Origin of the sequence: Halopiger aswanensis, from assembly GCF_003610195.1 — an archaeon.
GTDB classification, from domain to species: Archaea; Halobacteriota; Halobacteria; order Halobacteriales; family Natrialbaceae; genus Halopiger; species Halopiger aswanensis.
In genome coordinates this window covers 369,896-392,076 of the sequence record NZ_RAPO01000001.1, presented here as the reverse complement: position 1 = coordinate 392,076, position 22,181 = coordinate 369,896, and the positions used below count along the sequence as shown (strand labels likewise).

At 67.2% G+C, this 22,181-nt stretch carries 23 protein-coding genes; 11 read left to right on the top strand and 12 right to left on the bottom strand.

Annotated elements, in window-relative coordinates; genetic code table 11:
* Window positions 1–105 precede the first annotated feature (105 nt).
* On the top strand, window positions 106–1,116 hold the full coding sequence (locus ATJ93_RS01870; protein WP_120242940.1) for a lipid II:glycine glycyltransferase FemX: 1,011 nt from the start codon (window positions 106–108) through the stop codon (window positions 1,114–1,116).
* A gap of 87 nt (window positions 1,117–1,203) precedes the next feature.
* Here the strand turns inward: ATJ93_RS01870 and ATJ93_RS01865 are convergent, their stop codons facing one another.
* On the bottom strand, window positions 1,204–1,647 hold the full coding sequence (locus ATJ93_RS01865) for an RDD family protein (protein ID WP_120242939.1): 444 nt from the start codon (window positions 1,645–1,647) through the stop codon (window positions 1,204–1,206).
* A gap of 179 nt (window positions 1,648–1,826) precedes the next feature.
* Here ATJ93_RS01865 and ATJ93_RS01860 point away from each other — a divergent pair, with 179 nt between their 5' ends.
* The 3 genes from ATJ93_RS01860 (at window position 1,827) to ATJ93_RS01850 (ending at window position 5,753) form a co-directional block, all read left to right on the top strand.
* Window positions 1,827–3,440, top strand: coding sequence for an alkaline phosphatase family protein (locus ATJ93_RS01860; protein WP_120242938.1), 1,614 nt, complete (start codon window positions 1,827–1,829; stop codon window positions 3,438–3,440).
* Between the two features lie 112 nt (window positions 3,441–3,552).
* The gene (locus ATJ93_RS01855) at window positions 3,553–4,350 is read left to right on the top strand and encodes a ZIP family metal transporter (RefSeq protein WP_120242937.1); all 798 of its coding nucleotides are present in this window, start codon (window positions 3,553–3,555) and stop codon (window positions 4,348–4,350) included.
* Window positions 4,351–4,580: 230 nt separating this feature from the next.
* Window positions 4,581–5,753, top strand: a complete 1,173-nt coding sequence (locus tag ATJ93_RS01850; protein ID WP_120242936.1) for a tyrosine-type recombinase/integrase — start codon at window positions 4,581–4,583, stop codon at window positions 5,751–5,753.
* Window positions 5,754–5,861: 108 nt separating this feature from the next.
* Here ATJ93_RS01850 and ATJ93_RS01845 read toward each other — a convergent pair whose 3' ends face one another.
* From ATJ93_RS01845 to ATJ93_RS01805, 9 genes are read right to left on the bottom strand one after another with little or no spacing between them, the layout of a single operon-like run.
* Window positions 5,862–7,730: a Na(+)/H(+) antiporter subunit D gene (locus tag ATJ93_RS01845; protein WP_120242935.1), complete on the bottom strand. Its 1,869-nt coding sequence runs from the start codon at window positions 7,728–7,730 to the stop codon at window positions 5,862–5,864.
* A complete protein-coding gene (locus tag ATJ93_RS01840) occupies window positions 7,730–9,646 on the bottom strand; it encodes a proton-conducting transporter transmembrane domain-containing protein (RefSeq protein ID WP_120242934.1) in 1,917 nt (638 codons plus the stop codon). Before ATJ93_RS01840 ends, ATJ93_RS01845 begins: the two co-directional genes overlap by 1 nt.
* Window positions 9,646–11,232: a proton-conducting transporter transmembrane domain-containing protein gene (locus ATJ93_RS01835; protein WP_120242933.1), complete on the bottom strand. Its 1,587-nt coding sequence runs from the start codon at window positions 11,230–11,232 to the stop codon at window positions 9,646–9,648. Before ATJ93_RS01835 ends, ATJ93_RS01840 begins: the two co-directional genes overlap by 1 nt.
* Window positions 11,225–11,593 carry a cation:proton antiporter subunit C gene (locus ATJ93_RS01830; protein ID WP_120242932.1) on the bottom strand — a complete coding sequence of 123 codons (369 nt, stop codon included), beginning with the start codon at window positions 11,591–11,593 and terminating at the stop codon, window positions 11,225–11,227. Before ATJ93_RS01830 ends, ATJ93_RS01835 begins: the two co-directional genes overlap by 8 nt.
* Window positions 11,586–12,137, bottom strand: coding sequence for an MnhB domain-containing protein (locus ATJ93_RS01825; protein WP_120242931.1), 552 nt, complete (start codon window positions 12,135–12,137; stop codon window positions 11,586–11,588). The genes ATJ93_RS01830 and ATJ93_RS01825 overlap by 8 nt, the downstream gene beginning before the upstream one ends.
* Window positions 12,137–12,676, bottom strand: coding sequence for a DUF4040 domain-containing protein (locus ATJ93_RS01820; protein ID WP_120242930.1), 540 nt, complete (start codon window positions 12,674–12,676; stop codon window positions 12,137–12,139). Before ATJ93_RS01820 ends, ATJ93_RS01825 begins: the two co-directional genes overlap by 1 nt.
* Complete coding sequence (gene mnhG / locus ATJ93_RS01815; protein ID WP_120242929.1) at window positions 12,673–13,059, bottom strand: monovalent cation/H(+) antiporter subunit G; 387 nt, start codon at window positions 13,057–13,059, stop codon at window positions 12,673–12,675. Before mnhG ends, ATJ93_RS01820 begins: the two co-directional genes overlap by 4 nt.
* Window positions 13,056–13,361 (bottom strand): cation:proton antiporter, encoded by a 306-nt coding sequence (locus ATJ93_RS01810; RefSeq protein WP_120242928.1) that lies wholly within the window; start codon window positions 13,359–13,361, stop codon window positions 13,056–13,058. Before ATJ93_RS01810 ends, mnhG begins: the two co-directional genes overlap by 4 nt.
* Entirely contained in the window at window positions 13,358–14,428 is a 1,071-nt protein-coding gene (locus ATJ93_RS01805; RefSeq protein ID WP_120242927.1) for a monovalent cation/H+ antiporter subunit E, read from the bottom strand. Before ATJ93_RS01805 ends, ATJ93_RS01810 begins: the two co-directional genes overlap by 4 nt.
* 258 nt (window positions 14,429–14,686) lie before the next feature.
* Here ATJ93_RS01805 and ATJ93_RS01800 point away from each other — a divergent pair, with 258 nt between their 5' ends.
* From ATJ93_RS01800 to ATJ93_RS01780, 5 genes are all read left to right on the top strand, one after another.
* On the top strand, window positions 14,687–14,872 hold the full coding sequence (locus ATJ93_RS01800) for a CbtB domain-containing protein (RefSeq protein WP_120242926.1): 186 nt from the start codon (window positions 14,687–14,689) through the stop codon (window positions 14,870–14,872).
* Complete coding sequence (locus tag ATJ93_RS01795) at window positions 14,872–15,636, top strand: CbtA family protein (protein WP_120242925.1); 765 nt, start codon at window positions 14,872–14,874, stop codon at window positions 15,634–15,636. Before ATJ93_RS01800 ends, ATJ93_RS01795 begins: the two co-directional genes overlap by 1 nt.
* Before the next feature lie 4 nt (window positions 15,637–15,640).
* A complete protein-coding gene (locus ATJ93_RS01790; RefSeq protein ID WP_120242924.1) occupies window positions 15,641–15,985 on the top strand; it encodes a (2Fe-2S) ferredoxin domain-containing protein in 345 nt (114 codons plus the stop codon).
* Window positions 15,986–16,061: 76 nt separating this feature from the next.
* Window positions 16,062–17,252: a thiolase family protein gene (locus tag ATJ93_RS01785; protein ID WP_120242923.1), complete on the top strand. Its 1,191-nt coding sequence runs from the start codon at window positions 16,062–16,064 to the stop codon at window positions 17,250–17,252.
* Window positions 17,253–17,370: 118 nt separating this feature from the next.
* Window positions 17,371–18,441: a quinone-dependent dihydroorotate dehydrogenase gene (locus ATJ93_RS01780; RefSeq protein ID WP_120242922.1), complete on the top strand. Its 1,071-nt coding sequence runs from the start codon at window positions 17,371–17,373 to the stop codon at window positions 18,439–18,441.
* A gap of 26 nt (window positions 18,442–18,467) precedes the next feature.
* Here the strand turns inward: ATJ93_RS01780 and ATJ93_RS24500 are convergent, their stop codons facing one another.
* Together ATJ93_RS24500 and allB are read right to left on the bottom strand one after the other, a co-directional pair.
* Window positions 18,468–18,704 carry an AN1-type zinc finger domain-containing protein gene (locus ATJ93_RS24500; RefSeq protein ID WP_120242921.1) on the bottom strand — a complete coding sequence of 79 codons (237 nt, stop codon included), beginning with the start codon at window positions 18,702–18,704 and terminating at the stop codon, window positions 18,468–18,470.
* Between the two features lie 83 nt (window positions 18,705–18,787).
* Window positions 18,788–20,155 carry an allantoinase AllB gene (gene allB / locus ATJ93_RS01770; RefSeq protein ID WP_120242920.1) on the bottom strand — a complete coding sequence of 456 codons (1,368 nt, stop codon included), beginning with the start codon at window positions 20,153–20,155 and terminating at the stop codon, window positions 18,788–18,790.
* 279 nt (window positions 20,156–20,434) lie between these two features.
* Here allB and ATJ93_RS01765 point away from each other — a divergent pair, with 279 nt between their 5' ends.
* A complete protein-coding gene (locus tag ATJ93_RS01765; protein WP_120242919.1) occupies window positions 20,435–21,400 on the top strand; it encodes an NAD-dependent epimerase/dehydratase family protein in 966 nt (321 codons plus the stop codon).
* A 214-nt stretch (window positions 21,401–21,614) separates the two neighbouring features.
* Window positions 21,615–21,968, top strand: a complete 354-nt coding sequence (locus ATJ93_RS01760) for a hypothetical protein (RefSeq protein ID WP_120243887.1) — start codon at window positions 21,615–21,617, stop codon at window positions 21,966–21,968.
* Window positions 21,969–22,181: the final 213 nt, after the last annotated feature.

The following is a 22,181-nucleotide window of genomic DNA, read 5'->3' as shown; positions in this document are numbered from 1 at the left end:
AAACAGGTTGCTTACAAAGTGCTCGTGAAGCGATCGATCGGATATGGTACGCCGAGCGACTGACAGCGACGACGTTCCATCGGCCGTCGCCGGGTGGTCGAGCACATGAGCATCGACGTCCGCGTCGCGACCGACGAGGATCGCGAGAAGTGGAACCGATACGTCGAGCAATCGCCGCAGGGAACGCTGTGCCACGAACTCGAGGCGTTGCGGGTCCAGGCCGACTACGCCGACGCGGCCTTACACCCGCTGATCGGGTTCAAGGGGCAGGAACCGGTGGGGCTGTTCCCGGTCTTCGAGATCAACAAGCAGTTCGTGACCACGGCCTTCTCGCCGCCGCCGCACCTTCGCGTGCCCTACCTCGGGCCGGCGTTTCTGAACATGGGGAAGCTGAAACAGCGCAAGCGCGAGCGGCGCCGCCAGCGGTTCATGGACGGCTGCTTCGAGTGGCTCGAGTCCGAACTCGCGCCGAAGTACGGCCACATCAGGACCGCGACCGCGTTCGAGGACTCGCGGCCGTTCAAGTGGAACGAGTACGACGCGACGCCGGAGTACACCTACGCCGTCGATCTGACCCTCGAGGAAGAGGATCTGCTGATGACCTTCAGCAGCGACGCGCGGAGTAACATCCGCAACACCGAGGACGACGCCTACGAGATCGAGGTCGGCGGCCCCGAAGAGATCCGGCTGATCCACGAGCAGGTGAAGAACCGCTACGAGTCCCAGGGAATCGGCTTCGATGTGCCGATCGAATTCATCCTCGATCTCGCCGAGCAGTCCGCGAACGGCCACGTGCGCCCCTACACCCTCCGCGTGGACGACGAGTTCGTCGGCGGCATTCTGGCCCTCGAGTACGGTGGCACGACCGGCCGGTGGATGGGCGGCGTCCGAACCGACGCCGACGTCGACGTGCCGACCAACGACCTGCTCGACTGGGCGATCATGAAAGACGGCCTCGAGAACGGGCTCGAGACGTACGACCTCGTGGGCGCGGATACGCGCCGGATCAACCGGTACAAGGCGAAGTTCAATCCCGAACTGCGGACCTACTACAGCCTCGAGTACGGGAAGTGGGGGATGCGACGCCTCGCGTCGCTCTACGATAGCGTCAAGTAACAGCGTTCGAGGCGTCTCGTCTACTATTTTCGGCTTTCGTCTCGAGAACGATTGCGCGAGGGGCGGTGCAAAACGATAACTCGAGGGTTACTCCGTCACGACCGCCGTATCCCCGAGCATGTCGCCGAGCCGCTGATTATTATCGCTCGAGAGCACGAGCACGATCGCGACGACCACCGGGAACAGCGACGAGCCGCCGAGTACCTTCGTAACGTTTCGGATGACGGCGCCGGCGCCGGTACACGGCCGCCCGTCCAGGTGGACCACGCGGAGTCCGAGCAACATCTTTCCCGGCGTCTGCCCCCACTTCGCTTCGGTCACCATGTAGTACGCCGTCGACACCACGAGTCCGACGATCACCGCGATCCCTTCGGCCACTTCGGTTGGTGTGGCGCCCGGCGAAAACAGGAGGAGTACCAACGCGATCGCGACGAACAACAGGATGAACATGACGATACCGTCGACGAACCAGGCGACGCCTCGCTCGAGGAGGCCCGCGTGATTCAGGGTCGAACGTCGGGAACCAACCATATCTCCTGCACTTCAGCTGAAAGATATATCTTTTGTGTCTCGTTTCCGGCCGGGAAACGGCCGCCGGCTGTCGATTGGCTCGGTCCGACACCACCCGTCGGCGATCGACGACCGAAGGCGACCGATTCGCCGCGTAACCGCGTCCATAACCAAGACCCGGCACGGGGTACGACCGAGCGATGGACGACGGATCTTCCCTCCGAACGCTGCTCGTCGGCATCGACGCCGCCTGCGACCGCGTGTTGGCACCGATGTTCGAGGACGGCGACCTTCCCGCGCTCGAGTCGATCTACGAGCAGGGCGCGAGCAGTCCGCTCGAGTCCCAGATCCCGCCGTGGACCGCCTCGGCGTGGCCGTCGCTGTACACCGGCAAGAACCCCGGCAAGCACGGCGTCTTCGGCTTTCTCTCCTTCGACGGCTACGACTGGGACGTGGTCAACGCCAGCGACGTCCGCGAGCGGGCGCTGTGGGAACTACTCTCCGAACACGGCATCACGAGCGTCGTCGTCAACGTTCCCGTCACGCACCCACCGCGGGAGTTCGACGGCGCGTTGATCCCCGGCTACACCGCGCCGGAAAACCCCGACTGCCACCCCTCTGGACTCCTCGCGGACGTCCGCGACGAACTCGGCGAGTACCGCGTCTACCCGGACGAAGATGCGGCCGACCTCGGAGCCGCCTACGCCGACTGCGCCCGCATGCGCGGCGAGGCGTTCCGCTATCTCGCCGACCGATTCGACCCCGAGTTCGGCTTCGTCGAGTTCCAGGGCACTGACTCGATCTTCCACGAGGAGCCCGAGAACGACGCGGCGATCCGAACGATCTACCGGCAGGTCGACCGCCAACTCGCAGAGATTCTCGAGACCCACGACCCCGACACCGTGATCGTCGCGAGCGACCACGGGATGGGACCCTACGACGGCTACGAGTTTCGGATCAACGACTACCTCCACGAGGAGGGACTCGTCGAGACCGAAAACGGCGGCGAGGGGATGCCCACGTGGGCGACGGTTCGCGACGACAACCTCAAGCAAGGCGAAGACAGCACCGAGTACGACCCCGGCCCCGCCGAGCGTGCCATGGCGACCGCCGCGAAGGCCGGCCTCACGAGCCAGCGCATCGGCGCCCTCCTCGAGCGCCTCGGCGTCTACGACCTCGTCGCGGCCTACGCCCCGACCGGCCTCGTCAACGCCGGCGCGACGCAGGTCGACTTCCCGGAATCGACGGCCTACGTCCGCTCGCGGATCGAACTCGGCGTTCGGCTCAACCTCGAGGGGCGGGAACCGAACGGCGTCGTGCCCCAGGAGGAGTACGAGACGGTTCGGACCCGCGTCATCGACGCGCTCCGCTCGGTGACGACGCCCGACGGCGAGCCGGTCTTCGAGACAGTGCGCCCGCGCGAGGAGTTCTTCCACGGGCCCGAGAGCGAACACGCGGTCGATATCGTGGCGATCCCGGCCGACTTCGAGCACTTCCTCTCGGCGACGCTGCGGGACGAGCCGTTCGGCCCGCCGTCGGAGCCGTGGAACCACAAGCTCGAAGGGACGTTCGCGGCCCGGGGCGCGGCGATCGACTCGACGGCCGACCTCGGCGAGCCGCACCTGTTCGACGTGGCGCCGACCGTTCTGGCGTCGCTGGGTGTGCCGATCGACGACCGGATGGACGGCCAGCCGCTCCCCTGCGTCGACTCGACGGGGACGCAGTCGTACTCCCGGGCCGACAATCAGGACGCGGTCGCGACCGCCGACGAGGCGGTCGAGGATCGACTCGCCGACCTGGGGTATCTCGAGTGACGCGGGAGCGCCGAGTCGTGAGCCCGCGAGAATCACGCAGTCACCTCGAGTTCCCGACGGAAGGGAACGAGCCGCGGTGATTTAACCGACGAGTTCCACCGTTCGAATCCGGATGAGTCTCCTCGAGAACCTCGCGCTGGTGTTCGTCGCCGGACTCGTCACCGCACTGGCGACCGGCATCGGAGCGATCCCGTTTCTGTTCTTCGAGTCGATCAGCGACCGCCGGAACGTCGTCCTGTGGGGGATCGCGTCGGGGATCATGCTCTCGGCGTCCGTGTTCGGCCTCGTCGACGAAGGGTTGGCCGAAGGAACGCCGGGGCAGCTGGTCGTCGGCCTGGCGGCCGGCGTCGTCCTCGTCGTCGTCGCCCACGAGGTCCTGCTCGACGTCGACATCGATCCCCGGGAGTACGAAGAGGCGAACTTCAAGAAACTCGTGCTCATCCTCGGCATCCTGACCGTCCACAGCTTTCCGGAGGGGGTCGCCATCGGCGTCTCCTTCGCCGATCTCGGCCTCGAGGGCGGGATCGCGCTGTTCGGCTTTACGGTGCCGCTGCTGGCGATTTTCATGACGATCGCGATCTCGATCCACAACGTGCCCGAGGGGACCGCGATCGCGATCCCGCTCACGTCGATGGGCGTCGACGACTGGAAGCTCGTCTGGTGGGCCGTCTTCTCGAGCCTGCCCCAACCGATCGGCGCCGTCATCGCCTTTAGCTTCGTCCGCGTCGCCCGGGAGTTTCTCCCCTACGGCTTCGGGTTCGCGGCGGGCGCGATGATCTACCTCGTCCTCACCGAGTTCATCCCGGAAGCGCTCGACCTCGGCGCAGGACTGCCGGGCGGCGGACGACGGGAACTCGTCGGCGGGCTCGCCGTCGGCGTCGGGGTCATGCTCCCGCTGCTGTCGATATAAGCGACCGTCGTAGCAAATATCAATTACTTTTTGGGTGCATAATACCGAAACACAGATTTAGCCCGGTATGACAGTAGCGAACGAATGCGGTACCGTGGCGATTCCGAACCACCGCGTCGGTTCGCCGAAATGGCCCTCGGAGCGACGCCGCTGAAACCACCCGCTCGGGCCGGTTCGGCTTCGAGCGTGGAATACCGAGCGCCGGACCCGAACGCCGGAGTGATTCACCCATGAGCGACATCGACGCCGCGCTCGCGGACGCCGCCGAGATCTACCTCCGCCGGAAGGCGGTCGGCGACTCGAGCGGCCCGGACACGGGCGGCACGTACGCCGCCAAGGCCGAACTGATCCTCGAGCGGTTCGTCGACTGGCTCGAGCACGAACACGGCGTACGATCGGTGTCGGCGCTCGAGACCGACCACATGCGATCGTACGCGCGCGAGTTGCGCGACCGCGCCGACCGCGGGGAGTACGCGCCCGCGACGGCCGGCACCTACTACGCCGTCGTCCGCGCGTTCCTCTCGTGGTGTGCCCGCAGCGACATCATCGCGGAGAACCCGGCCGCCGCAGAGGCGGCGACGGCACCGCTGCCGAGCGACGAATCCCGTCCCGACCGCGAGTGGACGGCCGAGCAGCGTCGCCGACTCGAGGCGTACGTCCGCGACCGAGCGCTCGAGGCCGACCGCGGTCGCGACGGGACGTCCCGCGACGAGCGCCGCGACCGGTTGCGCGAGTACGCGATGGTCGCCGTCCTCGCCCACTCCGGCGCCCGGGGCTCCGAACTGTTCCGAGTCCCCCAGGACGACCGCCGGACGGGCGCGACCTGGGACGACGTCGATTTCTACACCGGAACGATCCGCGTGCTCGGGCGCTCGCAGCAACTCGAGGACGTCTCCCTGCTCGCCGCTGCACGAACGCCGCTGCGCCGGTACCGGGTCGCGCTCGACCCGCCGTCGAACGACTGGCCGCTGTTCCCGACCCGCCACGCGCCGTCGATCGCCGGCCGCGTCCGCACGGTGCTGCGCGAGCGCGGCTACGACGACGAAGAGATCGAGGCCCTGCTCAAGGAGCGGACGGCGACCGAACTCGCCCGCGAGCGGTCGATCGCCCCGCCGGCGATTACGACCGAGGGGGCCCGTTCGGTGCTCAAACGACTCTGTTCGGCGGCCGGGATCGACGTCGACGGCGAGTACCTCACGCCGCGGGTAGTCCGCGACGAGACCGTTGTCGACCGATCGCAGCGCGAAACCGCTACTGCGGGCGCCGACGCCGGCTCAGGGTCGGTGTCGGTCCTCGAGCGCTCGACGGCCGTCCCCGAGACGGAGACGCGACCGGTGGTACTCGAGTCGCCGTCGGCGGCGGATCCGCAATCCCGCGTCGACGGCTCGAGCGACGGCGACTGAGAGAGACGGCTTTTCTCGAATTTCCGTGCGCAGCGACTGCTCCTCGGTGGATCGGAATCGAGCAGAAGCACGCGGCAACGGAAGGGCGGATGAGGGTCGGGCAGCCGGTCAGCTAACGAGCAGCCACAGGATCACCGTCAGCACGAGCGTCAACACGAGGACGGTCGTGCCGATACCCATTCGGAGAGGCAGCGTCGACGGACGGCCGCCGTCAGCGGGACGGCGCTCGTCGGCGTCGACCATCGGCATCCGGCGCGCGGCCGCGTTGACCGCGAGCACCGGATTGTTGCCGATCCAGTAGCAGCGCTTGACGCCCGCGACGACGATTGCGTCGACAAGCGCGTACAGTTCGGTCGTCGCGATCATCGACCAGCGGCCGAGATAGTAGCCGGCCGGGTAGACGACCGACGCCGGATCCGGCAGATCGAGCTTCGAGAGCGGCTTGCGGACGATCACGAAGGTGACGAGCGCCACGCCCGTCAGGATTCCCGCCGTCTCGAGGTGGCTCGCGCTGTATGGGTGCAGGTGACCCTCGCCGTCGTTGGGGTAGGCGAACGAGAACTCGCCGCCGTGCCCGTGGATCGTCGGCGCGAGGTCGGCCAGGCCCTGCCACCAGACGCCGAAGAGGACGCAGGCCGCGCCGAGGCCGAGCATCGCGACGGTCTGTCCCGGCTTGGCGTCGGGGACCGAGATATCGCTCTCCCCGTGGAAGAAGACGTAGTAGCCGAGCTTGATGAACGACAGGAGGGTGCCGATCGCGCCGATCCAGAGCAGGTAGTACAGCGGTTCGGACGCCGCGATCCCGTAGTAGTGGGGATCGGCCGCGTCGAAGAGCATCCCCTTACTGACGTAGCCGTTGAAGCCCGGAATCGCGGTGATCGAGAGCGCGCCGAGGCCGAACCCGATCGCGGTCAGGGGCATCTCGCGCCAGAGCCCGCCCAGCTTGTAGAGGTCTTCCTCGCCGGTCCGGTAGATGACGACGCCGACGGCCATGAACAGCAGGCTCTTGAACAGGATGTTGTTGAACAGGTGGCTCATGGCCCCGGCAACGGCGATCTCGCTCTCGACCATCCAGGCCCCCATCCCGATTCCGGCGACGATGTAGCCGAGCTGGGCCTGGATGTGATACGAGAGGAGCGCCCGCATGTCGTGTTGGAGCAGGGCGAAGGTGGCGCCGTAGACCGACATCAGACCGCCCATGTACGCGATGTAGATGCCGAGGTCGCTCTCGGCGCCGATCGGGAACGCCCGGTAGAGGACGAACGCGCTCGTCTTGGTCGTGTACACGGAGAGGAACACCGACGCCGCGATGTGGGGCCGCGGGTAGGTGTCGGGCAGCCAGATGTGGAAGCCGATGAATGCGACGTTGACGCCCATTCCCAGCACCGCGAGCAGTTCCGGAATCCCGCTCGCGATCCCCTCGTTGGCCGCGTAGAGGAAGGAACCGACTTCGACGTAGTGAACCGCAACCGCCAGCATCACGAGCACGCCGCCCGTGCCGTGGAAGACGGCGTACCGGAAGCCGGCCCGGACCGCCTCGCCGCCGTAGTGCCAGACGACGAGCGTGCTCGTGACGGCCATCAGCTCCCACATGAACAGGAGCACGAGCCAGTCGCCCGCGAAGGCCGCCCCGATCGACGAGGCAACGTAGATCAAGGCGAAGGCGGTCAGCGTCTTGCTCGCCTTGCTCGAGTAGGCGTAGATGACGCTACAGATCCCGAGGAAGCCGAGGCCGAGCCCGACCATCCGGGAGAAGTCGTCGACGTAGAACGGGACGACCTCGAAGCCGAGGAAGGTTCCGCCCAGATGCTCGCCGCCGGGCGCGACAAGCGAAATCGCAAGCACGGCCGCGAGGCTGAGTGCGCCGACGGCGAAGCCGGCGAGCCGGGGTAGTACGAGCACGAGCAGCGCCGCCGCGAAGATGAGCAGCGGCGGGTAGGCCATCGAGAGGAACTCGAGTTCGAATCCGGATGCCATCAGTTACTCACCTCCGTCAGGAGTTGGTCGAAGGGAACGGCTTCCAGTTCGTCGAAGGACATCCCGAAGACGCCCTCGACGATCCGCACCGCGAGGTCGAGGAAGACCGCGTGGTCGGGAACGATCCCGAGCACGACCGCACCCGTCGCGATGATGGCGATGGGCGCGAGCATGAGCCACGTGCTCTCCGCGAACGGCGAGCGACGCGGCCACCGGCCGGCCGGCGGGCCGCCGGTGAGGTGGTCGTCGTGGTCGCCGTGGTGGTCGATGCTGCTGACGTGTTCACCCGCGCCCCCGGGGACGTCGGCGTCGCTCGGGTATCGGTCGACGGCGTACTCGTAGTCGTCCGCGTCCTCGGACTCGGCGTCGGTTTCGTCGGCCCGCGAGGCGTCGGCGGTCTCCGAGCGGTCGGTCTCGCTCTCGCCGCCGTCGGCGACGGCTTCCGCGTCGTCACCGTACGATTCGACGAGGCCACCCCGCGGGAACTCGAGGAACGGCTTGGCGTCGTGGCGGTCCTCGCTCTCGAAGAAGGCGGTGTAGACGACCGGCCAGAAGTAGCCGATGTTGAGCACCGCCGAGAGCAAGAGCGCACCGGCGAACAGCCAGTAGCTGCCGCCGACGTCGCCGGCACCGATGAGCATGTAGAACTTGCTGACGAAGCCGGCGATCGGCGGCAGCCCGGCCATCCCGGCCGCGCCGATCGTGAACGCCGACAGCGTCAGCGGCATGCGCTTGCCGATGCCGGCCATCTCGCTGATGTAGTCGGTGTGGGTCTCGACGTGGATGGCGCCGGCGCAGAAGAACAGCGTGAGCTTCGCGAACGCGTGGGCCGGGATGTGGAACAGGGCGCCGACGATCGCGTAGGGGTGCAACAGCGACAGCCCGAGCACGATGTACGACAGCTGCGCCGTCGTCGAGTAGGCGAGCCGGCGCTTGAGGTGGTCCTTGCGCATCGCGATGATGCTGGCCGCGGTCAGCGTGAACGCGGCGACGATCGCAACCGGGATATTGAGGCCAACTTCGCCGATGCCGGGCACGTCCAGCGGCAGATCGTAGATCAGCCCGGGGCCGTAGACCTCGAGAATCACTCTCGAGATACCGAAAGCCCCGGACTTGACGACCGCGACCGCGTGGAGCAGTCCGGAGACGGGCGTCGGCGCGACCATCGCGTCCGCGAGCCACGAGTGCAGCGGCATCAGCGCGGCCTTGACGCCGAACCCGAGGATCAGCAGGAAGAAGGCGGCCTGCGCGTAGACCGGTTCCGCCTGGGCCGCCTCGGCCAGCGCCGCCATCCCGCCGGCCTCGAAGGCCAGCGTCGGGTCGCCGACCAGGCTCGTCAGCCAGTAGACCATGACGGTGCCCGCCAGCAGGAAGACCCCGCCGCCGAAGAACGTGTACGTGATGTACTTCCGGCCGGCGATGCGGGCCTCGTCGTCCTCGTTGTGGGCGACCAGCGGGTAGGTCACCAGCGACAGCAGCTCGTAGAAGACGAAGATCGTCACCAGATTCGCCGCGAAGGCGATCCCCACGGCGCTCGAGAGGCTGGCCGCGAAGGCCGCGAAGAACCGGGTCTGGGCGTGCTCGTCGAGCCCGCGCATGTAGCCGGCGGCGTAGAACGACGTGAAGATCCAGAGGAAACTCGCCAGCAGGGCGAAGAAGATTCCCAGCGGATCCGCCCGCAGCGCGAAGTCCAGTCCCTCGAGGAACTGAATCCCCGTCGCCTCGTAGAGGCTCCACTCGTAGACGGTGCCGTTCAGCACGCCGGGGAGCATGCTGGCGACGAGACCGAACTTCCCGAGGGCGGCCAGGACGGACCAGCTCTCGCGGAGGTTCGGTCGGCGATGCGATGCGACGATCAGGACGATCGCGACCGCCGACACGAGGACGGCGGCGAGCGGTCGAATGTCAGCAACCATCAGTTAAACACCTCCGTCAGGAAGGGGGCGAGCATATCGGCGAGCGTCCCGCCGGCGAAACCGAGCGCGACGGCGGCGATCGCGGCGACGACGACGACCGCGAGCATGCCGGTCGAGACGGCGTCGGGCGACCCCTTGGTTCGGAACGCGGCGGCGGGGTCGACGGTGCCGGGAGCGCCAGCAGGTCCGGACGAATCGTCGTCGGTCCCGCCGTCGGTCGCGGCCACGCCTGTTTCGGGCGCGTGGGGCCGGTCGGCGGCCGCCGGCGGCGTGAAGTACATCTTCTCGAGCAGGCGTGCGGCGTAGGCGAGGGTGAGCATAGTACTGAGGAAGATCACGGCGGCGACGGGCCACAGTTCGGACTGGACGGCGCCGACGGCGATGTACCACTTGCCGACGAAGCCGACGCCCGGCGGGACGCCGACCAGCGCCAGCAGGAGCACGGCGATCGAACCGGCGGCGAACGGGCGGTCCTTCGCGAGGCCGGCGTACTCGTCGACGGTGCGGGCCCCGTAGCTCGTCGCGACGAGGGCGACGCCGAGGAAGAGTCCGGCCTTCAGCAGGCCGTGGCCGACGAGGTGGATCGCGGCGCCGACGAAGGCCGTCTCGGACTGGCCGGCGATGACGACCCCGTAGGCGGCGAGCACCAGACCGAACTGCGAAACTGACGAGTACGCGAGCATCCGCTTGACCTCGCGCTGGATCACGGCCAGCACCGTGCCCGCGAGGACGCTGACGCAGCCGATCGTGACGACGATCGATCCCGCACGCGGCATCGCGGCGAGGTAGTCGACCTCGAAGACGGTGACGATCAGCCGGCCGAAGGCGTAGGCGGAGGCCGTCGAGACCAGCGCCGCGATCAGCGGCGTGACGCCGTCGGGCGCCCGGTTGTAGGCGCTCGGCTGCCACGTGTGCAGCGGCCACTGGGCGACCTTGGTCGCGAAGCCGACGATCATGAACGCGAAGCCGGCCCGAATCAGCGTCGGATCGGCCTCCGGAATCGCCGCAGCGAGTTCGACCATGTTCAGCGTCCCCGTCGCCATGAAGACGAACGCGACGCCGATCAGGTACATCGAGGCGGCGACGGTCCCCAAGATAAGGTATTTGAGGGCGGCGACCGCCGCTTCCGGGCCGTCGCCGCTGGCGACTAAGGCGTAGGTCGCCAGGCTCGTGATCTCGAGGAAGACGAACAGGTTGAACACGTCGCCGGTCAGCGAGATGCCGAGCAGCCCGCCGGTCAGCAGCAGGTAGGCGCTGTAGAACGTGTTCCCGCGCGGGCCGCCCTGGCGCGTGTACGCGAGGACGCCGAGGGCGACGGCGGTCACGAGTACGACGACGAGCATCGAGAACTCGTCGGCGACGAGTTGGATGCCGTACTGGCGGGGGTAGCCGCCGAGTTCGTGGGTCACGCGGCCACCGGCGTAGACGTCACGTGCGATGTACGCGGCGGCGCCGAATAGACCGATCGTGGTGAGCGCGGCGACGGGCCAGCCCGTCCGATCGGTCCACAGGCCGAGCGCGACCGGCAGCGTCGCGGCGATGATCGGCGCGACGATCAACAGCGGCACGAGGAGTTCGCTACTCATCGATACGCACCTCCCGAAGGGTGTCCTCGCGGAGCGTCCCGTACTCCGAGTAGATACGGATGACAAGCGCCAGTCCGACCGCCGTCAGGGCGATCCCGACGACGATGGCGGTCAGGACGATGACCTGCGGCAGCGGGCTCGCGACCCGCCCGTCGGCGGGGACGATCGGCGCAGCGCCGCCGTCGACGTAGGCCATCCCGATGAAAAACAGGAAGATGGCCGACTGGAAGAGGCTCACGCCGATCAGCTTCTTCACGAGGTTCTCGTTGGCGATGACCATGTAGAGCCCGATGCCGAGCAGCACGAACAGCAGGATGTACGCGTACTTGGACGCGATTGCGGCGGTCAGCGCGTCAATCATCGTCGCTCACCTCCGCGTCCGCGGGCCGCGCGTCGGTCGGAGCATCCGCGTCGGTCGGCTCGAGGGTCCCCCTCCCCGTTCCGCTGCGATCCTGCGGCTGGAATCCCGCCGCCATCGCGAAGAACAGGGTGATGATGACGCTCGAGACGATCAGCGAGACGCCGCCGACCTCGATGGCCTCGAGGCCCCACTTCGTCTTGATGTGGAGGACGTCATAGAGGCGCTCGAACTCGAGGAAGTTCCCGCCCAGCGCCATCATCCCCAAGCCGATTCCGGCGAAGATGACGACGCCGCCGGTGGCGAGGCCGACGAGGACGCCGTTGCGGAGCCACTGGCGGGTCGGTTCGATGCCGAAGGCGAAGGCGAGCATGAGCACGGTGACGCCGACGATGGTGCCGCCCTGGAAGCTTCCGCCGGGGGTGTCGGCGCCGTGGAAGATCATGAACATCCCGTAGGTCAGCGTGAACGGGGCGATGATCTTGACGGCGGTCATAATCACCTGACTCTCGGTGTAGGTATCGTCGACTGCATCTGCGTTGGACATTAGGCAAACACCTCGCGTTTCAGGACCAGTAGGGTGGAGATGCCGGCGGCGAAGACGACGACCGCTTCACCGAAGGTGTCGAACCCACGGTAGGCGGCCAGCACGGCGGAGACGGCGTTGTGGACGTCGGTATCCTTGTAGGTATTCTCGATGTAGTGCTGGGTCACGTCCGGGTTCGACCAGACGGGTGCCCGTGGATCGCCGACCTCGTACATCTCCGGCAGCACCGTCGTACAGACCACGAGCACGAACGCGCCCACTACGACGACCGCCGGCACGTTGATCCGCTCTACCAGCCGGTCGGTCGACGGGCGAGTCGTCCGCGCGATAGTCAACAGCAGCAGGAGCGTCGTCACGCCGGCGCCGATCGCGGCTTCGGTCATCGCCACGTCGGGCGCCAGCAGGAACGTGTAGAGGATGGCCATCCCGAGGCTGTAGGCGCCGAAGACGATGATGACCGACAGCACGTCCCGGAACAGCGCCGTCGCGACCGCGGTCACGAGGATGAAGACTGCCAGGGCGTAGGCGAGTGCGCTCATCGAGTCTCACCTCCGTCGGCGTCGCCGCCGTCCGTCGCGGCGGTCGGTTCGGTGTCGGACCCGTCGGCGTCGCCCTCCTCGGCCAGCAGCGGCTCGACGCCCGACTCCGCGGCCGAGCGGGCGATCGCGTGGGCGGCCGTCGGGTTCGTGATGAAGATGAAAAACAGCAGCAGGACGGTGTAGACCGCCGCGTGCTGCCAGCCGAACGCGAGCGCGACGGCCGCGAGCGCGAAGCCCGCCCCGAGCGTGTCCGTCTGGGAGGCGGTGTGGGCCCGCGAGTAGATATCGGGCAGGCGGAGCACGCCGATCGTCGAGACCAACGTGAAGAACACGCCGAGCCCGAGCAGGACGACGATCGCCCAGAACCGAAGGGTCTCGATCACAGCACACCACCTCGCTCGACGGTGAACTTCGAGATGGCGATCGACATCAGGAAGTTCAGCAGGGCGTAGATCAGCGCCACGTCGAGGAACCACGCCTGATCGAGCGCGGCCGCCAGCAAGGCGAGGATGACGACCGTGTTCGTTCCGAGCACGTTCACCGCGAGCAGCCGATCCTGGGTCGTCGGCCCCGCGACCGCGCGGTAGAACATCGCGATGGCGAGCACGACGAAGGCCGTGGCTGCAGCGAGGAACAGTTCCTCGAGGCCGACGCCGGATGCGAGGCCGAGCGACTCGAGGGTCACAGCTCGTCACCTCCCACGATTTCGGCGTCGTCCCGTTCGCGCGGCGAGGCGATGGCGGCCGAGTCGCGGCCGTAGAAGACGAACCGGATCGCCTTCTCGAGGCCGCCGTCGAACAGATCCTCGCGGGCCGCGGGGATCAGCGTGTGGACCAGCAGCTGCCGGTCGGTAGCCCGCACGGTCAGCGTGCCGGGCGTGAGCGTGATGCTGTTCGCGAGCGCGGCCAGCGGCAGCCCGCTGCGGACGCGGGCGTTGACCCGCGTCAGCGTGGGTTCGATCGGCATCGACGGTCGCAGGATGACCGCCGAAACCGCGATGTTGGCCTTGAGGATCTCCCAGAGCAGGTAGGGGATGTAGATAACGAAGCGGACGACCCGCAGCGGCGACTGCACGCGATCGAGCGGGAACGTGAACGTCACCCGCGCGAGGACGATCGAGACGATGCCGGCGACGGCGGCCCCGGTGACGAGATCGAACCAGTAGAACGGATCGCCCAGCACGAGGTAGAAGCCAAAGGAGATCGCAAACGTCGCGAACAGCCGGTCGACGGTCTCGCCGCCGCTGACGAGCCGTTGGTGACGGGCCGGACGCTCGACCGGCGCCTCGTCGAACGGGAGCCCCTTGCGCTCGAGTTCGCGTTCGAGGGGCTGGAGCATCGGCGTCGTCGCGCCCGGACTGTACTCGGGATCGAGGACGATCCGATCGATGTCGTGGTCGTCGACGTACCGACCGAAGGTGTCGGCGTAGTCTCGGGGGCCGAAGAGCAGTTCGTCGGTCCCGAGAACCGTGGTTTCGACCGTCACCGCCGTGGCGGGGGCGTCCTCCTCGACCCAGTTGGTCCCACGCGAGAGTAACTGCTCGGCGTCGTCGCGCTGTTGCTGGCTCTCGGGCGAATCCGCGTCGTAGGGCAGGGCGACGACCAGATGGATCTCGAGTTCGGGCGCGTCGACGTCGGCGTCAGTACCGGCGGACGCGTCGGCCGACTCGAGCCCGGACCGGACCGCGTAGCCGACCGTCTGCCGGACGGTCACCGTGTCCGACAGCGGTACGAGGACTCGTTCAGCCGCCACGGCACATCCCTCCTGGTGACCGTCGTTGGATACTCATGGCTCTCGTTGTTACTCGATTCAAGCGGTAGCCGTAGGAAAACGATTTCGTTCTCTGTTAATCGGCTCGAACGGTCGGGGCTGCTTTCACGAGTTGTCGGTGTCGATACGAACACCAGAATCGGTAATCGAGTAATCATACGTTCGATTTGCTGCTCGGCGGAGCTCCGGCGGGGAGCACAACCTTTACAACCTAAGTTTCAGTAGGTAAAATTGGATTGCATGGCACGGGCTGAAACCGTTTCCGATCGCATCGACACCGCACGGAGTGACCTCTCGGCGACGGAGATCGCCGCCGGACTCGCGTTCGCCGCCGCGATCGCGTTTACGCTGGTCTTCCTGCAGGAACCGCTCGTCCACGACGCGATGCACAACTTCCGGCACGCGGCCGGCATCGTCTGCCACTGATGCTGTACGACTACCTCAAGCGAGGCGTCGCCGCGGGCGTCGTCGCCGGCCTCGCGTACGGACTGTTCGTCGCGCTCGTCGCGAATCCGCTGAGTCAGTACGTCGAGACCGTCGGGCACGAACACGCACACGAGCACGGCCACGCCCACGATCACTCCCACGCCGTCTCGGAGCTCACGACGACCGTCGTCAGTATCGGCAGCGGCGTCCTCTGGGCGATCTTCCTCGGCGGCGTCTTCGCGATCGCGCTGTACTTCCTCGAGCCGGCGCTTCCCGGCCGCGATACCGTGAAGGCGTACGTCCTCGCCGGGGCGGGTTTTCTGACCGTCTCGGCGACGCCGTGGCTCGTGTTGCCGCCCGCTGTACCGGGCGCAGAGCACCTGTACGGCGTGCAGACGCGACAGGCGCTCTACGTCGCGCTCGTCGTCGTCGGTGCGATCGTCGCCGCTGTATCGATCCTCGCGTACAAACGGACGGCGCCGCGACACCCGCTGGCCGGCGTCGTCGCCGGTGCGGTACCGCTCCTCGCCGTCGGCATCACGCTGCCGCTGCTCACACCGACGACCGTTTCCCACCCCGGGCTCTCCGCCGATCTCGTCGCGGCCTATCAGGGCGTCGTCGTTCTGAGTCAGGGCGCGCTCTGGGCGCTGCTCGCGGGTACGTTCGGCTGGCTTCACGGCCGTGACTCGGCGGCGACCACCGACGTGACTGCTGGAATGCCTCGAGAGTCCGCGACTCGAGACGACCGCGTCGCGAACCCGTAAGCGCATGCGGGATCGAACCGCTCAGCAGCGCGAGCGCCTCGAGGCGCACGTCTTCGTCTGTACGAACGACCGGGAGTCCGAACACACCTGTTGCGCCGACGTCGGCGCCGACGAGACGCTCGATGCCGTCATCGACTGGCTGCGCGAGCGGGACGCCTTCTGGACCGCGGTCTCGGTGACGACGACCGGCTGTCTCGGCCTCTGCAGCGAGGGTGGGGCGGCGATCGCGATCCAGCCGCGCAACGAGTGGTACTCCGACGTCCGGCCCGACGACGTGGCGGCGCTGCTCGAGGACGCCTTCGGACCCGACGCCGAACAGATCGGCGGTGGAGACGGGAAACGCCGGTAAACGACGCTGCCCCGGAGTTCAGAGTACCGACCCGCACGGAGCGAACTTTCTTCCGCGTACGCGTGGTCGCCCCTCTATGGCCGCGCCCACAACTCCCGATAGCGACGTCGTCCTCGTCGACGGCGCGCGAACGCCCCACGGAACCCTGCTCGGTTCGCTCGCGGACGTCGAGGCGGTCGAACTCGGCCGCACGGCGCTCGACGGCCTCCTCGAGCGCGTCGACGTCGACGAATCCGCGATCGACTGGGTCGCCCTCGGCAACGCCATTCAGGCGGGTATCGGACAGGTTCCGGGTCGACAGGTCGTCGTCGAGTCCGGACTCCCGAACGAGACGCGCGCGACGACGATCAACGAGGCCTCGGGATCGGGGATGAGCGCCCTCTCGCTTGCGGCCGACCGGATCGCGGCCGGCCGCGCCGACCTGGCGATCGCGGGCGGGTTCGAATCGATGTCCAACGCGCCGTGGATCCTCCCCGGCTACCGAAAAGGCCGGCGGTACGGCGACGTCGAACTCAAGGACTCGATGCTCTACGACTCGCTGTGGGACGTCAACCTCGACGTCCACATGGGCGAGATCACCGAGGGGCTGGTCGACCGCGAGGGAATCTCCCGAGAAGCGCAGGACGAGTACGCCCTCGAGAGCCACCGGTGGGCCGCCGAGGCGATCGACGACGGGGGATTTGACGCCGAGATCGTCCCCGTTGAAACGAACGGCGAGACCGTCGAGACCGACGAGGGACCGCGACCCGACTCCACGCTCGAGGACCTCGCCGAGCTGCCGACCCCGTTTCGCGAGAACGGCACGATCACGCCCGGCAACGCCTCCAAACTCAGCGACGGCGCGGGCGCGGTGTTGCTGGCCGACGCCGACGCGGCCGACGAGCGCGGCCTCGAGCCGCTGGCGCGACTGGTCGACTATACGACCGCGTACCGGGACCCCGACCGGTTCAACGAGGCCGTCGGCGACGTTACCGAGGCGCTGCTCGAGCGCAACGACCTCGCGGTTGAGGACGTCGACGCCTACTGGATCAACGAGGCCTTCGCCGCGCAGGCGGTGTACGTGATGGACCGCGTCGGCATCCCGCGCGAGCGGCTGAACCCGCAGGGCGGGGCGGTCGCGTTCGGCCACCCGATCGGCGCCTCCGGCGGGATGCTCGCGGCGAGTCTGGCCTACCAGCTTCGGGACGATCCCGACGTCGACCGCGGCGTCGTCGGGATGAGCATCGGCGGCGGCGGCGCGATTCTGGGACTGCTCGAGGCGTACTGAGTATCGCCGTCGCAGTCGCGAACGCCCGCCGCAGAGCGGACGCGCGGACTGCCCGCCGCCCGAGCCGAGCCGGCGCGCTCCGGGACGTTTACCTACCGTCCGTCCGCATCCCCACCAAATGACGCTGTACTCGCGGATTCGCCCCCTCGCGTTCAAACTCCCGGCCGAGACGGCCCACGGGCTCGGGAAGCGAACACTCCGGGCGGCTCAGTCCACGCGGCCGACTCGGGCGGCCCTCTCCCTCGCATATCAGTACGAACACCCCGCCCTCGAGGTCGACCTCTTTGACACCACGTTCCCGAATCCGGTCGGCGTCGCGGCCGGCTTCGACAAGAACGCCGAAGTCACCCACGCCCTCGAGGCGCTCGGCTTCGGCTTCGTCGAGATCGGCACCGTCACGCCCTACCCGCAGGAGGGCAACGACCGGCCCCGACTCTTCCGGCTTCGGGAGGACGAGGCGATGGTCAACCGGATGGGCTTCAACGGTCAGGGGATGGAACGCGTGAAAGCCCGCCTCGAGGAAGACGGCACGCCGAACGTCCCGCTGGGCGTCAACGTCGGCAAGATGAACTCCTCGAGCGAAGACGAGGCGATCGAGGACTACCGGCGCGTCTTCGATCGACTCTCCCCGTTCGCCGACTACGTCGTGGTGAACGTCTCCTGTCCGAACACGCCCGACGAGTTCGACGAGGCCTCGCCCGAGCACCTCCAGGCGATCTTCGAGACGCTCGAGGCGGAAAACGACGCGGACGTCCCGATCCTCGTGAAGATCGGCCCCGACGAACCCGAAGACGCCGTCCTGGATCTAGTCGACATCGTCCAGGAGTTCGGCCTCGACGGCATGATCGCGACCAACACTTCGACCGGTCGCGAGGGATTGGCGTCGCCGAACCGCGAGGAGTGGGGCGGCTTGAGCGGGAAACCGATCGAGGACCGCTCGACCGACGTGATCCGGACGATCGCCGAGCACACCGACGGCGACCTGCCGATTATCGGCGTCGGCGGCGTCGACTCCGCTGCGAGCGCCTACCGGAAAATCAGGGCCGGCGCCTCGCTCGTCCAACTCTACACCGGCTTTGTCTATCAGGGACCTTCGACAGCGAAGCGGATCAATAAGGGACTGGTCCGCCTGCTCGAGCGCGACGGCTTCTCGTCGGTCGAGGACGCGGTCGGTGCGGACCTCGAGTGAACAAACCTCGGTACGGACCGCCGATCTCACCGGCTGAGAAGCGATTTTAACCGCGAGAGGAGTCCGTCTCCGCTGTCGGATCCGATTTCCGTCTGCTCGCCGCTTGCCCGAAAGTCCGGGCCGAGCGTATTCGCGGCCGATACGGCGGGGCAGTCGTGGCTCTCCGGCAGTCGGTGCTCCGAGCAGTAGCTGTCTCCGCAGTAGGAGCAGGAGTTTTGCATGCTCTCGTCGCCGGAACAGCCCGGATACGCGCAGTCACCCATTCAGTTCTACAGAAGGGATCAGATAGTATCAATCTGTGGTCCGGCACTAGTTCTCCTCGAATGAAACGGGGCCGTTCAGCGATCTACTCGACGTCGACGCGCGTTCCGTATCCGGACTCGCCGACCACGTCGCCGTCCTCGTAGACGACTTCGCCGCGGACGACCGTCGCGACCGCCTTGCCGGTGAAGGATTCGCCGATAAACGGCGTCACGCAGTTCTTGGAGTGGAGTTCGTCCGCGTCTTCGAGCGTCCACTCCCGTTCGGGGTCGACGATCGTGAAGTCGGCGTCGGTGCCGACCTGCAGCGACCCCTTCTGCGGGTACATGCCCCAGATCTGGGCGGGCCGGGTCGAGTGGCGCCGGACCCACTCCTCCATCGTGAGCCGGCCCTCGTCGACGAAGGTGAGCATGACCGGCACCTCGGTCTCGAGGCCGACGAACCCGGAAATCGCCTCCCAGGTGTTTCCGAAGGGATCGTCGACCTTCTTCTCCTCGGGGGTGTGGGGCGCGTGGTCCGTGGCGATCGAGTCGATCGCGCCGTCCTCGATGCCGACCGCCCAGAGTTTCTCGCGCTCGTCGGCGTCCCGGATCGGGGGCTGGATGCGGGCCGGATTCCCCTTCTCGCGCATGACCTCCTCGGTGAACCAGAGGTAGTGGGGGGTCGTCTCGGCGGTCACGTCGACGCCGCGTTCCTTCCCGCGAGCGACGGCTTCGGCCGCCGATCCGGAGGAAACGTGGAACATGTGGACCTTCGCGCCGGTCTCCTCGGCGAAGGTGATCATCCGTTCGACGGCCTCCTGCTCGGCGATCACGGGCCGGGAGTGGGAGTGGTCGATCGGGTCGTTGCGCCCTTCGGCTTGAAACTTCTCGGTGTAGTGGTCGATGATCTCGCCGTTTTCCTCGTGGAAGCCAAGTCGCTTACCGATCTCGCGGATCTTCTCCATGGCCTCTATGATCTCGCCGTCGTTCGGCGGCGGCACGTCACCCACCGTCGAGCCGAGGAAGATTTTGAATCCGAGCGCGCCAGCCTCGTCGATCTCGGGGATGAGATCGAGGTTCTCCGAGGTGACGACGGCGTAGCTCTGGAAATCGACGTGGGCTGATTCCTCCCCGCGCTCGAACTTGAGCTCGAGGTGTTCGGGTCGGTCGATGACCGGATCAGTGTTGGGCATCCCGACGACGGTCGTGACGCCGCCGGCGGCGGCCGCGCGGGTCGCGGACTCCCAGTCTTCCTTGTACTCGAGGCCGGGTTCGCGGTTGTGGATGTGGCCGTCGACGATGCCGGGGACTAACACCTTCCCCTCGGCGTCGACGACGCGGTCCGCGTCCGGCAGGCGGTCGCTGCGGCCGACGGCGACGATGGTGCCGTCCTCGACGGCGACCCCCGCGTCGGGCGTTCGCCCCGCGGGCGTGACGACGGTACAGTTGCGGACGACGAGGTCGACGGTCATTGCCCAGGGTTTGCCGAGGACGGCGCATATAGCTTCTGTTGGCCGGCGGTCACCACGACGGACTGTCGTCGCTACGACGAGTGCCCTCGCGCGCGAGTGTAATCATTACCCGATCGTCTTCTCCCGCGACCGTGACGCTATCGCCGAGACGGACACTCGAGACCGCCGACACGATACTGTGGGGCGGTCGATAAATACGATATTACACGCCGTAGGTGGCCGGTACTGCCGGGTACGAATAGTATACTAAACCGACGGGAGGTGGTCGTCCGGCGAGTAATGGACTCGTCACCGATCCGCGATCAGACGGTTCTCGTGACCGGCGGCGCCGGATTCATCGGCAGCCACCTCGTCGACGCCCTCGCCCCGCACAACGAGGTCCGGGTGCTCGACGACTTCTCGACCGGCAGTCGGTCGCACCTCCCCGACGACGTCGACGTGTTCGAGGGAGACGTCCGCGATCCGATGGTGCTCCAGCGCGCCGCTCGCGGCGTCGACCTGATCTTTCACCACGCCGCCGTCGTCAGCGTCACCCAGAGCGTCGACGAACCGCGCCAGAGCAATCGAACGAACCTCGACGCCGGCCTCCTCGTCTTAGAGCAGGCCCGTCAGGAGGACGCCCGCGTCGTCGTCGCCTCGAGCGCGGCGGTCTACGGCCACCCCGAGGAACTTCCGGTGAGCGAACGCGCTGCGACGAATCCGACCTCACCTTACGGCGTCCAGAAGCTCGCGTTGGACCAGTACGCCCGGCTCTACGAGGAACTGTACGACGTGCCCACGGTCGCCCTGCGGTACTTCAACGTCTACGGCCCGCGCCAGCAGGGCCCCTACAGCGGCGTCATCTCGACGTTCCTCGAGCAGGCCCGCGCCGGCGAGCCGATTACGATCGAAGGCGACGGCGAGCAGACCCGCGATTTCGTTCACGTGGACGACGTCGTCCGGGCGAACCTGCGGGCCGGGACGACGTCGAACGTCGGCGAGGCGTACAACATCGGCACGGGTGACCGAACCTCGATCCGCGAGCTCGCCGAGACGATCCGCGACGCGACCGACTCGTCGTCGCCGATCGTCCACAAGGACCCCCGGCCCGGCGACATCAGGCACAGCCGCGCCGACGTCTCCAAGGCCGGTCGCGATCTGGGCTTCGAGGCGACCGTGGGCCTCGAGTCGGGAATTCGGTCGCTCGTCAGCGCCGACGCGGCGGAGCCGTCGGAGCCGTCGATCGAGACGGCAGCCGACTCGTGAGTAGGCAGATCGTCGCTCGAGCCGCGCAGGCGGCCGATAGCCGCCTATAACGCTTGTGCCGGTACCGACGGATTTAGCGCGCACAAAACCGGCATTTTCGCACCCGCTGTTGTCCATCGATCGATTGACGAAGGCGCCCGCAGCGTCGGGTTTGTGTAGGTGAGTGATAACTATCGGTGTCGGCGCTCGAGACGCCCATATGCTCGGTAGTTCCCTGATCGATAACCTCATCGTCTTCGGCGTGAGCCTCCTGATCGGTGCGCTCGGCATCTACGTCGGGGCGAAGGTTATCGTCGATGCGGCGGACTACACGTACGCAATCATCACCGCACTCATCGGCGCGATCATCTGGGGCGTGGTGGGCTTGTTCCTCGGGTGGATCCCGCTGCTGGGGCCGCTGCTGGTCTTCGTCGCGTATCTGGCGGTGATCAACGCCCGATATCCGGGCGGCTGGGTCGATGCCGCAGCGATCACGCTCATCGCTTGGGTGTCGGTGCTCGTCGTGCTGTACGTCCTCGCAGTTTTGGGCGTGACAGCCTTCGATGCGGTCGGCGTCCCCGGCGTCTGATCGGCATCGACACGGAGACAACACGCACCGACCGCGGACGCTCGCGGTTCGAATCAGTACAGTTGAGTATTACCGGCTAAAGCCGAGTCGAATCCGGACTAATCCGGCCGAACGTCCGACTGCGTTTATTCGATGGGTCAGTGAACGGCCACTCGACTATGAGAGTCGAGTTCATCGTCAGCCAACCGCTCGCAGCGGGAATCGGAACACCGG

What these genes read in the sequence shown, in the direction of transcription:
- ATJ93_RS01870 (WP_120242940.1), top strand. Translation starts at nt 106, where the DNA reads ATGAGCATCGACGTCCGCGTCGCGACCGACGAGGATCGCGAGAAGTGG.
- ATJ93_RS01865 (WP_120242939.1), bottom strand. Translation starts at nt 1,647, where the DNA reads ATGGTTGGTTCCCGACGTTCGACCCTGAATCACGCGGGCCTCCTCGAG.
- ATJ93_RS01860 (WP_120242938.1), top strand. Translation starts at nt 1,827, where the DNA reads ATGGACGACGGATCTTCCCTCCGAACGCTGCTCGTCGGCATCGACGCC.
- ATJ93_RS01855 (WP_120242937.1), top strand. Translation starts at nt 3,553, where the DNA reads ATGAGTCTCCTCGAGAACCTCGCGCTGGTGTTCGTCGCCGGACTCGTC.
- ATJ93_RS01850 (WP_120242936.1), top strand. Translation starts at nt 4,581, where the DNA reads ATGAGCGACATCGACGCCGCGCTCGCGGACGCCGCCGAGATCTACCTC.
- ATJ93_RS01845 (WP_120242935.1), bottom strand. Translation starts at nt 7,730, where the DNA reads ATGGCATCCGGATTCGAACTCGAGTTCCTCTCGATGGCCTACCCGCCG.
- ATJ93_RS01840 (WP_120242934.1), bottom strand. Translation starts at nt 9,646, where the DNA reads ATGGTTGCTGACATTCGACCGCTCGCCGCCGTCCTCGTGTCGGCGGTC.
- ATJ93_RS01835 (WP_120242933.1), bottom strand. Translation starts at nt 11,232, where the DNA reads ATGAGTAGCGAACTCCTCGTGCCGCTGTTGATCGTCGCGCCGATCATC.
- ATJ93_RS01830 (WP_120242932.1), bottom strand. Translation starts at nt 11,593, where the DNA reads ATGATTGACGCGCTGACCGCCGCAATCGCGTCCAAGTACGCGTACATC.
- ATJ93_RS01825 (WP_120242931.1), bottom strand. Translation starts at nt 12,137, where the DNA reads ATGTCCAACGCAGATGCAGTCGACGATACCTACACCGAGAGTCAGGTG.
- ATJ93_RS01820 (WP_120242930.1), bottom strand. Translation starts at nt 12,676, where the DNA reads ATGAGCGCACTCGCCTACGCCCTGGCAGTCTTCATCCTCGTGACCGCG.
- ATJ93_RS01800 (WP_120242926.1), top strand. Translation starts at nt 14,687, where the DNA reads ATGGCACGGGCTGAAACCGTTTCCGATCGCATCGACACCGCACGGAGT.
- ATJ93_RS01795 (WP_120242925.1), top strand. Translation starts at nt 14,872, where the DNA reads ATGCTGTACGACTACCTCAAGCGAGGCGTCGCCGCGGGCGTCGTCGCC.
- ATJ93_RS01790 (WP_120242924.1), top strand. Translation starts at nt 15,641, where the DNA reads ATGCGGGATCGAACCGCTCAGCAGCGCGAGCGCCTCGAGGCGCACGTC.
- ATJ93_RS01785 (WP_120242923.1), top strand. Translation starts at nt 16,062, where the DNA reads ATGGCCGCGCCCACAACTCCCGATAGCGACGTCGTCCTCGTCGACGGC.
- ATJ93_RS01780 (WP_120242922.1), top strand. Translation starts at nt 17,371, where the DNA reads ATGACGCTGTACTCGCGGATTCGCCCCCTCGCGTTCAAACTCCCGGCC.
- ATJ93_RS24500 (WP_120242921.1), bottom strand. Translation starts at nt 18,704, where the DNA reads ATGGGTGACTGCGCGTATCCGGGCTGTTCCGGCGACGAGAGCATGCAA.
- allB (WP_120242920.1), bottom strand. Translation starts at nt 20,155, where the DNA reads ATGACCGTCGACCTCGTCGTCCGCAACTGTACCGTCGTCACGCCCGCG.
- ATJ93_RS01765 (WP_120242919.1), top strand. Translation starts at nt 20,435, where the DNA reads ATGGACTCGTCACCGATCCGCGATCAGACGGTTCTCGTGACCGGCGGC.